An 11,672-nucleotide genomic window follows, 5' to 3' on the forward strand; every position below is an offset into this window, starting at 1 on the left:
CATGATAAAAGTTCATTGTTTTGTAAGTTGTGTTTGTGAAGTCATAAAAAAAACGCAAGATGTTGATCATAGACCATACTATTTTGGGGTGTGGGACGCAGATTTTGATGTACTTGAAAATGGAGTGCTAGTCTATCATTCTGACCGAATTGATCATCACTTTTTCCAAACATGGTATGAAATGCTTTATGGAATCAGGCTTCATAAATGGTATGACGAAGAACAATCAAAGCAACAAAACATCGATAGGTTGTTAGAGTTATTAGAACATAAATTACCACATCAACATGTGATGGTCATGCTAGATTTATCCATGTTGCCAGAGCGAGAGAATAAATTTCATCAACGACCGTTTCCGCATTATGTGATGCTAGAACCGACAGAAAATGAAGCAGAATGGTTTATGTATGACCCAGATTTTCGTTGGGAAGGGATTTTACCAAAGGACAGAATTTTAGCTGCAATCCAAGAGCCCACTGTTGGGGGAGGCTATTATTTTGACGCTGAAACGATTATTGCGCCAACTATAGAGACAGTTGAAGCCTATTTTAATACTTGTATGAAGCTTCATAGTAACCCAATGACAGAGGCGGTTAGCAAGATTATTAAAATGTATACGGAGGGAATAGAACAGAAAAATATACCCCAACTGCCAGCTGCATTAAAGCAATTGCCTGTTTTGGCGATTAGAAAGTATGCCTATGAGCATGCCTTTGCATTTTTTTGGGAAGCTCTTGGTTATGATGAGCAAGGCTTTGAAATGTGGTGTAATGAAATAGAATGTTTAGTGAATGGTTATACAACGATTCAGTATCGAGCAATGAAGCTTGCTATTACGCAAAATTCGTCATTAGCTAAAGATATTTTTGCGAAATTGGAACAACAAAACCTTCTTGAATTCAGGATTAAGCAAGGATTACAAGAATGCTTCCAAGCATGGTCAACATTACAGCATAAGAAAGAGGTTATGTTATGAAACTGTCTATCTGTACAATCTCGTTTCGACACCATCTTTACTCCATTGATCAATTAGCTCATTTTGCAAAAAAACAAGGCTTTCAAGGAATTGAACTGTGGGGTATTCATGCAAAGAACTTAGCAGATGAACCACGTTATGGTGCAGATTGGCTAAACTCCTATAGTTTAGAAACGAGCATGCTTAGTGATTATTTACCGTTGGAAGCGCCTGTTTCTAAGATGATGGCTGAAACAGAGAGGCTTTCTTCACTTGCAGAGCACTGGGGAACGAATAAAATTCGCACATTTGTAGGGAAAAATGGTAGTGCAGACACAAGTATAGAAGAAAGAAAGGAGCTTATTTCCAGACTTAAAATACTATGTGATTATTTTGAATCAAAAGGACAATATTTACTTGTTGAAACGCATCCAAACACGTTGGCGGATAATCTATCTTCAACGATACAATTATTGGAAGAAACGAATCGCCAAAATCTACGGCTAAACTTTGATGTTTTACATGTGTGGGAATCGGGGATAAATCCTATTGTTGCAATGGAACAACTTCGTCCTTCTATCTCACACTATCATTTTAAAAATATTGCCTCTCGTGCGCAGCTTGATGTTTTCTCTCCAAGCAATGTTTATGCCGCAGCAGGGTCTCGTGAAGGGATGGTTCCGTTGTTTGAAGGTGCAGTTGATTACAATGAATTCCTAACGGCTATCCATTCGATTGACGGGGTAGAGGCATCCTTAGAATGGTTTGGATTAAATGTGAAGACCGTATTAGCAGAAGAGGCTGATAAGGTAAAAAAGGCGATGTGGCCAGTAAATATCGTTTAAAACAAAGCGTGTATTGTTTAACTTCTTTCGGCGAGCTAAAAAAATCCCTACGAGAGCTAGTTGAGGCATAATTGATTTTAGAAAACTGTTGACACAATTTTTTCTCCATGCTATTATTAGTAAGGTTAATAAATACAAGTTTGTGGTTTAAGTAGAGGCTGCCCGCTTCTCACCTGATGTTCGACACATTTAGTAGTTGACAGGTTTGACACGTTGAATTGTTTTACGTATTTTTACGTATGCACATATAGCGGGCGGACATCTTCTACAATGTCCGTCCTTTTTTTGTGGATAAACGTAAAAGATGTACCGTTCAACGGGGTAAGAGTACTTGCTCAAACCATGTATTTGTTCGCGACACTACTTGGAGGTGGATTACTATTAGCAAAGACATGTATGTAAACGAAGGCATTCGCGCGCGTGAACTTCGTCTTATCGACCATAACGGTGACCAACTTGGTGTGAAAACACGCAATGAGGCGCTTGAAATTGCCGCTCGTGTAAACTTGGATCTTGTCCTTGTGGCTCCTCAAGCCAAGCCGCCAGTCGCACGTATCATGGACTATGGTAAATTTAAGTTCGAACAGCAAAAGAAAGATCGCGAAATTCGTAAAAATCAAAAGGTCATCAATATGAAAGAGGTTCGTCTGAGCCCAACAATTGATGAGCATGATTACCAAACAAAGCTACGTGCAGCAATGAAATTCCTTGAAAAAGGAGATAAAGTAAAAGCAAGCATTCGCTTTAAAGGTCGTGCGATTACACATAAAGAAATTGGACAACGTGTGTTAGATCGCTTTGCTGAAGCTTGTGCCGAAATTGCAACGGTTGAACAAAAGCCGAAGATGGATGGCCGCAGCATGTTTTTAGTTCTTCAACCAAAGAACGAAAAACAATAATATTTAGTAATTAGTTTAGGAGGAAATTTGACATGCCAAAAATGAAAACTCACCGTGGCGCTGCAAAGCGTTTCAAAAAAACGGGTACTGGAAAATTAAAATTTGACCGTGCTTACGGTAGCCACTTATTTGCTAATAAATCAACAAAGCAAAAACGTCATCTACGTAAAGCAAAAGTTGTTACATCTGGTGATTTCAAACGTATCCGTACATTATTAACTTACATGAAATAATACTTGAACAAACAGGTTCAAATCTAAAACAATCTATTCGAAAGAATTAGCAGGAGGTAATTACTATGCCACGCGTAAAAGGCGGAACAGTAACACGCGCACGTCGCAAAAAAGTATTAAAATTAGCTAAAGGTTACTACGGTTCAAAACATACTCTATATAAAGTAGCTAACCAAGCAGTAATGAAATCAGGTCAATATGCATACCGTGACCGTCGTCAAAAGAAACGTGATTTCCGTAAATTATGGATTACTCGTATTAATGCAGCAGCACGCATCAACGGTCTTTCTTACAGCCGTTTAATGCACGGTTTAAAAGTAGCAGGTATCGAAGTTAACCGTAAAATGTTAGCTGACTTAGCTGTTAATGACGCAGCAGCATTCGCTCAATTAGCTGAAGCTGCGAAAACAGCACAAGCTAAATAAAAATTGATAAAATAAAGGCTGATGGAACATCCATCAGCTTTTTTCTTGTGGGGTGAATGAAAACATGCAATTAGAAATAGCTGTACTAGCTTATATAGCAGTTATGTCTCTCATTCTTTGCATATTAATGTACAACGATAAAGCAAGGTCAAAAAGGAAAGAGTGGCGCATTGCAGAAAAAACATTGTTTACCATCGCGCTTTTCGGAGGAGCGATTGGCGGCGTGTTAGGTATGTATTTATTTCGTCATAAAACACGCCATAATTTATTTGCATTCGGCTTCCCATTGCTTGCCGCAATTCAAATTTATTTACTTGTTACATTGTTTAAATAAAGACTGGAAAGGGGGCGTCCAAAAAGCCGTGCATAGCCGGCATTTTGGACGCTGATGATGGTGTTTTGGCAAAATGTTTGCTCCTATAAAATAGAGAGAGTTTTCTTTGAAAATGCTAGACACACAGGGTTTGGCAGTGTTTTCCAAAATGAAAGAGAAGAAGCAAAAAATCTCCCTTTCAATGCGATTTCTATATAAAATCATCTTTTTTAGACAACTCCATTTTGGCATTTATCCCGCATGAACTGCCCGCAAAACCCGATTGGTTCAACTAACAATCCGTGGAGAAAAGCGTCCACGGATTGAAGTTTCACTTTATCAACAGTTAGAAAGATGTGTATCAATTTTATATATTTTCTTCCTCTTTCATCAATTTTTCAATCGGATTTTTCCAGCTTATTTTTGCTTTCGGATAGCTCATTTTAATTTCCTTTTCTAAATATAAAAAATCGCTTTTCGTTAGCCCCTGTAGTTTCATCGTATCATGTACAAATACAAAAATAGATATCACTTCAAATGCATCCTCTGTTGTACCTAAATATTTTTCGCCTTCAAAAAGTGCTCCTTTATATGAAATAAAGAAATTTTTTCGTACATTTTTCACATCATCATAAAAATAGTATTGCCCATTTTCATAGGCCTCATCCAGCTTGCGCTTTGGATCAATAAGATATCGAACCCCTTTGTAAAATATGTAAATAATAATAATTAAAATTAGCACTCGAAGTAGAAGAGCCATAAAGAGTTCCCCCTTGTTAGTCCATATTTCCTCCTATACGTATGAAGTGCGTAAAAAGTTTCATTTTTTCTAAAAAATTTTAAAAAATATTTTAACTTCTCTTATTAAAAGTCTCCGACCTCTATAGGTAGCGAGACGAATACAATCATTCGACCTGATACAGTGGAGGACGAGATGCACGCTGAATCATAGGAATTCAGTCTAAAAACCTAGTTTCCAGCGATAACGACGGAGTAACTAATATCGTGTTAGCCAGATTTGCGGTAGATGTCACAGATTTTGACGCAATGCAAGTTGGTTAATCGTTGTCATATGATGTGACGTTAACCTTCACTACAATGCTCGAAAAAATCTGGACGAGAATTAGCTAATGCATAATTGATTAAAGCTAATTGCTGCTGTTGCTTTATATAAATTTGTTGTGCTTGCTCTAGGGAAACAACGGTAAAACGAATCGTTGCCATCGGTTGAAGCTGGGCAAGCTTCGGCAAATCTGCTCGAATCACTTGAGCAATTTTCGGGTAGCCTCCTGTCGTTTGACAATCGGCCATCAAAATAATTGGCTGTCCACTAGGTGGGACTTGAATTGTACCGAATGTTACTGCTTCAGATATTAAATCTTTTTGTAAAGAATGGGTTAGACCTATCGGATTTTGCAAACGATAGCCCATTCGGTCGGCATCTTTTGATAATTGAAAGGATGTCGATAGAAATACTTGCTTGCTTTCCTCTGTAAATCCAGCCCACTCTGTGCCGCTCGTTACACGAATCGTTACATCCTTTGAAAATGATATAAAATCTTCATGTCGAATAAAATAATTACTGGTAGTGACCTTACTAGCTATAATTGGGAGTATGTCACCTCTTTGTAAAGCACGTCCATTAAAGCCACCTAATTTGGCACGTAAATAAGTACTGCGACTTCCTAAAACTACAGGTACTTGAATGCCATGCTTTATTGCGATATAACCTCTAGCGCCATTTGTAGCAGCAGCGCATTGCAATATACTTCCTGCCTTAATTGCAATAGGACGCCACATTGGACAAGGCTGTCCATTTAAAAGGGGTGAGAAATATGCACCAGTAATGGCGATGACCGTATCGACATCAAAGCGAAGAGTTGGTCCAACAATTGTTATCTCAATCGCGGCTTCATTTTCTTGTTGTAAAAGTAGCTGCCCAATAAGGTATGACAGCCTATCCATTGCACCGCCCACAATCACACCATATTGTTGGTTTGCATAGCGACCATTATCTTGAATCGTTGAAAAGAGCCCGGGTTTCAGCACAGATATCGTCATACAAAACTCCTCCATTCTTGTTCAGAAATCGCTCGAAAGCGCACACGGTCACCAGCCTGTAAAAAAGTTGGTGGATATTGCTCAGGTAAAAAAAGCCGCTGGGGTGTACGCCCAATAATTTGCCAACCTCCGGGTGTTTCAAAAGGGTAGACACCGGTTTGTTGACCGCCAATACCGACGGAGCCTGCTGGAATTGTTAGCCGAGGTACTTCTTTTCGAGGTGTAGCAATCGTCTCATCCAGCCCTCCCAAAAAAGCAAAGCCAGGAGCAAAGCCCAGCATATAGACAGTATATTCCTCCGCTGTATGGCGTTTAATAATTTCGGCCTCAGATAATTGATGATAGTTAGCGACAAACGCTAAATCAGGTCCAAACTGCCCTCCGTAAATAACAGGAATTTCAATCATTCTGTTAGCTTGTAAAAAATTTTGTACGTTTTTTTGCAGCAAGCTTTGCAAATATGTAACAATATAATCATAAATAGATTGTGAATGTTTGCGTAATGGGCTATTTACCAATTTTACGATATCATAATAAATACAGATTGACGTGTAGCTTGGAACAGCTTCTATCATTCCATGAAAGGGTTGCTGCTCTATTATTTTATGAAATTGCTGAATTTCTTTATGTGTTGTAATAGAGATACTATCACCAAAAACAACAAGTAGTGCACAATCATTTAATGGTTTAAACGTAATATGCTTGAACATTTTAAGCCTCCGATACAAGGGATGTATAGTAAAGGGAATAGCCACCTTTAAAAGCTCGTTTTGATTAATAGATAGGTGAAATTAAAATAAAACCCTATTGATTAATTATACATAGTTTTATTTTTTGTTAACAGGCTGCAAAAATGCGGGTAGGAAAAAAGTTCTCACAACAGGTTTATATAAAGCTGTTAAAATATTAGTATGGAGGTTTACTAATGACTTATAAAGTTGATATAAATTGTGATTTAGGTGAAAGTTTCGGTAATTATAAATTAGGAGAAACTGAAGAAATACTTAAATATATTACTTCGGTAAATATAGCATGCGGTTTTCATGCTGGCGACCCGACAGTGATGCGGGAAACCGTAAAAATGGCGTTAAAGCATAATGTAAAAATTGGTGCGCACCCGGGTTTGCCGGATTTAGTAGGCTTTGGTCGTCGGGAAATGGCAATTTCACCTCAAGAAGCATATGATATGGTTGTTTATCAAATTGGGGCGCTACAAGCATTTTTAACGACAATGGATGCAGAAATGCAGCATGTGAAGCCACATGGTGCATTATATAATATGGCTGCCCAAAATCACCTACTTGCTGAGGCGATTGCACAGGCCGTTTATGATGTATCACCGAAGCTTATTTTGTTTGGCTTGGCTTCAAGTGCATTAACAGACGCAGGGGAGAAGGTTGGTTTGCAAACAGCGCATGAAGTATTTGCGGATCGAACATATCAGGCAGATGGCTCGCTTACATCGCGTAAACTGTCAAATGCACTAATTACAAACGTAGAACAGGCAGTGCAACAAATGATACAATTTGTGAAGACAGGGAAAGTGATGTCACAGCAAGGAACAGAGGTTACACTGCGTGCTGATACAATTTGCCTTCACGGTGATGGAGAGCATGCGCTGCAATTTGCTAGGTGGGCCAAGCAAAAATTAACAGAAGAACATATTGTCATAAAACATTTCAGTAAAAATTGAAAATAACAAATAAGTTTTCTTTTCTCGTAAGCGGTTTCAAGTTATAATGGTGAAGTAATATATTTAGGAGGTCGAAATAATGACACAATTAGATGTAACGTTGCAAATGTTGAAAGATTTAACGGATGCAAATGGTATTCCAGGAAATGAGCGAGCACCACGTGAAGTGATGAAAAAATACATAGCGCCTTTTGCTGATGCAGTTGAAACGGATAATTTAGGTAGCTTAATTGCTAAAAAAATTGGCGATGAAAAAGGCCCAAAAATTATGATTTCAGGGCATTTAGATGAAATTGGCTTAATGGTAACAAAAATTGATGATAAAGGCTTTATTAGCTTCCAAACAGTTGGCGGCTGGTGGGGTCAAGTAATGCTTGCGCAGCGAATGACAATTACCACTCGCAATGGCGAGGAAATCATTGGTGTTATCGGTTCAAAGCCACCACATATTTTACCGGCTGAAGTACGCAACAAGCCGGTTGATATTAAAGATATGTTTATCGATGTTGGAGCTGCTTCAAAAGAGGAAGCGATGGGATGGGGAATTCGCCCTGGTGATATGATTACACCATATTTCGAATTCCACGTTATGAAAAACGACAAGCATTTACTTGCAAAAGCATGGGATAACCGTATAGGTTGTGCAATTGCGATTGATGTTTTACGCGCATTGAAAGATGAGAAGCACCCGAATATTGTCTATGGAGTAGGGAGCGTGCAAGAGGAAGTTGGTTTGCGCGGTGCTAAAACTGCGACACACCAAATTCAACCAGATATTGGCTTTGCAGTAGATGTAGGTATTGCAGGGGATACGCCAGGCGTAACAGCAAAAGAATCAACATCTAAAATGGGTGCTGGTCCACAAATCGTTATTTATGATGCATCAATGGTAGCGCATAGCGGTTTACGTGACTTTGTGATTGATATTGCAGAGGAAAATAATATTCCATATCAATTCGAAACAATACCAGGTGGTGGAACAGATGCTGGAGCTATCCATATAACGGCAAATGGCGTGCCATCATTGGCGATTGGTGTAGCGACACGCTATATTCATTCACATGCGGGCATTTTACACCGCGATGATTATGAAAATGCAGTGAAATTAATCGTTGAAGTAATCAAAAAATTAGACCGCAATACAGTAAATCAAATTATTTTTGAATAAAAATGGAAGGGGTGTCTGGTAAGTATCCTAACGTGCCACTTTTCAGATACCTTTTTGCCTTTTTATAATGAAGTATGCACTTTTTCATTTGTCTTCTAGTGGGGAAACAAAGGCGATGTTTGAAACGATGCAGCGCCACATAAAGGAATCAGAATAGATAATCGACTTAGAGAGCGTCTAAAAGCATGCAAAGCACTGCTTTTCAGACGCTTTTTTGTTTTTATTAAAATAATAACTATTTTAAAAGGGTATAAACATTGAATTTAGTGCATTTTGCTTTAAATTTAAAATGAAATAAGTAAAAGTTATATTTATTATAAAAATGCCTCAGTCTTTTTATAAATATCGTGTGTATATTTATGTGTATTTTTAAATATTTATTTATAAAACATAAAAATACGCTTGATTTTATATTTATGCATATGTATAATGAAAACAACATAAAGTTACAGAGGTGCGTATAAATATGAAATTACTTGAAGAGGTACAATTAAAGCCTGTTGAAAGTTTGAAAGGAAAAGATTTACTGACATTGCTTGATTATACGAGCGAGGAAGTACAATCGCTTATTCAATTAGCAACACAGCTAAAAACGGTGACAAAGCAAGGGAAGTGTCCTCGCTTGCTGGAAGGTAAGACATTAGGAATGATTTTTGAAAAAAGCTCTACACGTACGCGTGTTTCATTTGAGGTAGGTATGCAGCAGCTAGGTGGCTACGGCATGTATATGAATGCACGTGATATGCAAATCGGTCGAGGAGAGCCGGTTTCGGATACAGGTCGTGTTTTATCAGGCTACTTAGACGGTATCATGATTCGTGCTAACTCACATGCAATGGTGGAAGAGCTAGCGGAGCACGCGACAATTCCTGTGATTAATGGCTTAACGGATTTAGATCATCCTTGCCAGGCATTAGCAGACCTGGAAACAATCGCTGAAAATAAGGGCGCATTAAAGGGCTTAAAAATCGCCTATGTAGGAGATGGCAATAATGTTGCCCATGCACTTGTTGTTGCAGCCGCTCACGTAGGAATGCATGTTGCTGTAGCAACACCTGCTGGCTATGAATGTAATGCGACAATTATAGCTGAGGCACAACAAATTGCCCTTGCAAACGGCGGTTCTATATTGACAACAACCGACCCGGTAGAAGCGGTGCAAAATGCGGATGCTATTTATGCGGATGTATGGACTTCGATGGGGCAAGAAGAAGAAACGGAGCAGCGATTAAAAGATTTTAATGGCTATCAAATTAATGATGCACTTGTTGCACATGCCAAACCTGATTATATGTTTTTACATTGCTTGCCAGCACATCGTGAGGAAGAAGTGGCGACATCTGTTATTGATGGCCCTAATTCTTATATTTTCGAGCAGGCAGAAAACCGTTTACATGCACAAAAAGCGGTATTAATTTCCTTGTTATCGTAGATTACAAGTTGCGGGTCGCAACTGTGTCTATATATTAAGAAGCATTTGCAAGCAGGTAGCGCAACCAAATGCTTTTGTAGTTCCCTTTAATGGATGGGTGGGAGACGCTGTCCACCGTTAAATAACTACACACTGTGATGGATGTAATCAAGATGGAGTACATCATCACTACATAGGCAAGGGATGTGCTTGAAAGAGCACGTCCTTTGCAAATGAAAAGCAATCCGGGAGACGCTGGATTGCTTTTTTCTGTTAATTAAATTGTGTCGCAAGCTTTTGTGTAAAATGTTGACGCTCTTGTTCATCCGCAGCGTTCCACCATTTTTCTAAAAACACACCGAGCCCCGGTAATAAATGCTCTTCACCACGTTCAATGGCATCTTCTACGATATCGCCTAATTCCTGTGCATTTTGTCCCGCTACATTTGCTGCAATTGCTTGTCGTATTTGAAAGTTCATGATTCAATCTCCTTTTTTAAAAAATATCAGTATACTTGTTACTATGGACAAAATATATGGAAATATACTTTTCAAAGAAAAGTTATGATAAAATGAAGCATTGAAAAAGAAAAAAGGACGGTATGTATGAAACGAATTGAATCAACGCAAAATGTGCTAGTAAAGCATTGGAAAAAGCTTGTGACAACACGTAAAGAACGTGAAAAATCAGGTGAATTTATTGTAGAAGGCTTCCATCTTGTAGAAGAAGCATTAAAAAATAAAGAGCAAATTGTCCAAATTATCGTTAAGGATAATGTTGATTTGCCCATGTTATGGCCAATTGATGATGTCGTAATTGTTCAAGTAAATGAGGCAGTTGCAAAGGAACTAGCAGAAACGGAGCAATCGCAAGGTGTATTTGCCCATTGCAAGCAGCCAAAAATTGAGGGCATGAACGAATGGCGCAAAGTATTGCTTGTAGATGCAGTACAGGACCCGGGCAATATCGGCACGATGATTCGCACAGCAGATGCTGCTGGATTAGATGCAGTTGTATTAGGAAAAGGCAGTGCGGACGCTTTTAATCCAAAAACGTTGCGCTCAGCACAAGGCTCACACTTTCATATTCCGGTTGTGCGTGGCGAGTTATTAGAATGGGTCAACAATTTACAAGCAGAGGGTGTTGCAGTGTACGGAACAGCACTTGAAAATGCCGTATCTTACAAGGAAATTAAAGCAACAAATGCCTTTGCTTTAATTGTAGGAAATGAAGGTAGCGGCATTAGCCCACAACTTTTAGCAAAAACAAATCAAAACATCATCATCCCAATTTTAGGACAAGCTGAATCATTGAACGTAGCAGTCGCTACGGGTATTTTATTGTATGCTTTTGTAGAATAGTATTTCCACGACTTGAAAGAAAAAAAGAAATAGCGTACAATAAATCGTGTTATATATAGGAAATGCACTGACCGGGAAGAGTAGGTTCATAAGAGGCATTTTAGGGAGTGTAGGCCGTGACTGAAAGCTTGCATAATGCTATCGAATACTACAGTTCACCCCGCGAGCAGCTATTCGGGAATTCTAGGAGTACTTGAAGGAAAGAATAGCCGGCGTTTAATTCGTCGTTATGTTTAATGAAGTGATTGCATTTGCAATAACTAGGGTGGTACCGCGAACATTCAACCTCGTCCCTTTTTAGGGGGGA

General features: G+C 38.8%; 14 protein-coding genes and 1 other annotated feature. Of the genes, 10 read left to right on the forward strand and 4 right to left on the reverse strand.

The features are described from left to right. The first annotated feature begins 1 nt into the window (after position 1). From MHH70_RS00295 to MHH70_RS00320, 6 genes are all read left to right on the forward strand, one after another. Positions 2-976 carry a DUF6005 family protein gene (locus tag MHH70_RS00295; RefSeq protein ID WP_342472211.1) on the forward strand — a complete coding sequence of 325 codons (975 nt, stop codon included), beginning with the start codon at positions 2-4 and terminating at the stop codon, positions 974-976. Continuing rightward, a complete protein-coding gene (locus tag MHH70_RS00300) occupies positions 973-1,800 on the forward strand; it encodes a sugar phosphate isomerase/epimerase (protein ID WP_342472212.1) in 828 nt (275 codons plus the stop codon). The genes MHH70_RS00295 and MHH70_RS00300 overlap by 4 nt, the downstream gene beginning before the upstream one ends. A gap of 143 nt (positions 1,801-1,943) precedes the next feature. Further along, positions 1,944-2,092: a sequence feature (ribosomal protein L20 leader region), on the forward strand. Positions 2,093-2,192: 100 nt separating this feature from the next. Next, positions 2,193-2,699 carry a translation initiation factor IF-3 gene (gene infC / locus MHH70_RS00305; protein WP_042474768.1) on the forward strand — a complete coding sequence of 169 codons (507 nt, stop codon included), beginning with the start codon at positions 2,193-2,195 and terminating at the stop codon, positions 2,697-2,699. A 32-nt stretch (positions 2,700-2,731) separates the two neighbouring features. Further along, positions 2,732-2,932: a 50S ribosomal protein L35 gene (rpmI, locus tag MHH70_RS00310; protein ID WP_066162156.1), complete on the forward strand. Its 201-nt coding sequence runs from the start codon at positions 2,732-2,734 to the stop codon at positions 2,930-2,932. Positions 2,933-2,997: 65 nt separating this feature from the next. Next, positions 2,998-3,357 carry a 50S ribosomal protein L20 gene (gene rplT, locus MHH70_RS00315; RefSeq protein WP_066162159.1) on the forward strand — a complete coding sequence of 120 codons (360 nt, stop codon included), beginning with the start codon at positions 2,998-3,000 and terminating at the stop codon, positions 3,355-3,357. 64 nt (positions 3,358-3,421) lie between these two features. Next, entirely contained in the window at positions 3,422-3,691 is a 270-nt protein-coding gene (locus MHH70_RS00320; protein WP_066162164.1) for a DUF1294 domain-containing protein, read from the forward strand. Positions 3,692-4,037: 346 nt separating this feature from the next. Here the strand turns inward: MHH70_RS00320 and MHH70_RS00325 are convergent, their stop codons facing one another. The 3 genes from MHH70_RS00325 to pxpB all read right to left on the reverse strand — a co-directional run bounded on the left by MHH70_RS00325 (position 4,038) and on the right by pxpB (position 6,441). After that, positions 4,038-4,430 carry a sigma-w pathway protein ysdB gene (locus MHH70_RS00325; RefSeq protein WP_342472213.1) on the reverse strand — a complete coding sequence of 131 codons (393 nt, stop codon included), beginning with the start codon at positions 4,428-4,430 and terminating at the stop codon, positions 4,038-4,040. 323 nt (positions 4,431-4,753) lie between these two features. Continuing rightward, complete coding sequence (locus MHH70_RS00330) at positions 4,754-5,731, reverse strand: biotin-dependent carboxyltransferase family protein (RefSeq protein ID WP_107942947.1); 978 nt, start codon at positions 5,729-5,731, stop codon at positions 4,754-4,756. Beyond that, positions 5,728-6,441, reverse strand: a complete 714-nt coding sequence (pxpB, locus tag MHH70_RS00335; RefSeq protein ID WP_066162171.1) for a 5-oxoprolinase subunit PxpB — start codon at positions 6,439-6,441, stop codon at positions 5,728-5,730. The genes MHH70_RS00330 and pxpB overlap by 4 nt, the downstream gene beginning before the upstream one ends. A 215-nt stretch (positions 6,442-6,656) precedes the next feature. Here pxpB and MHH70_RS00340 point away from each other — a divergent pair, with 215 nt between their 5' ends. The 3 genes from MHH70_RS00340 (at position 6,657) to argF (ending at position 10,024) form a co-directional block, all read left to right on the forward strand. Further along, on the forward strand, positions 6,657-7,424 hold the full coding sequence (locus tag MHH70_RS00340) for a 5-oxoprolinase subunit PxpA (RefSeq protein WP_342472214.1): 768 nt from the start codon (positions 6,657-6,659) through the stop codon (positions 7,422-7,424). A 79-nt stretch (positions 7,425-7,503) separates the two neighbouring features. Then, complete coding sequence (locus tag MHH70_RS00345) at positions 7,504-8,592, forward strand: M42 family metallopeptidase (RefSeq protein ID WP_066162176.1); 1,089 nt, start codon at positions 7,504-7,506, stop codon at positions 8,590-8,592. Positions 8,593-9,058: 466 nt separating this feature from the next. Then, positions 9,059-10,024, forward strand: a complete 966-nt coding sequence (gene argF / locus MHH70_RS00350) for an ornithine carbamoyltransferase (RefSeq protein WP_342472215.1) — start codon at positions 9,059-9,061, stop codon at positions 10,022-10,024. A 252-nt stretch (positions 10,025-10,276) separates the two neighbouring features. On the opposite strand, the gene sspI is transcribed toward argF, so the two are convergent. Continuing rightward, complete coding sequence (gene sspI, locus MHH70_RS00355; RefSeq protein WP_066162184.1) at positions 10,277-10,483, reverse strand: small acid-soluble spore protein SspI; 207 nt, start codon at positions 10,481-10,483, stop codon at positions 10,277-10,279. 126 nt (positions 10,484-10,609) lie between these two features. Between sspI and MHH70_RS00360 the strand changes: the two genes are divergently transcribed. Next, a complete protein-coding gene (locus tag MHH70_RS00360) occupies positions 10,610-11,365 on the forward strand; it encodes an RNA methyltransferase (RefSeq protein WP_342472216.1) in 756 nt (251 codons plus the stop codon). Positions 11,366-11,672: the final 307 nt, after the last annotated feature.

It is taken from the genome of Metasolibacillus sp. FSL H7-0170 (genome assembly GCF_038593115.1).
GTDB lineage: Bacteria > Bacillota > Bacilli > Bacillales_A > Planococcaceae > Metasolibacillus > Metasolibacillus fluoroglycofenilyticus.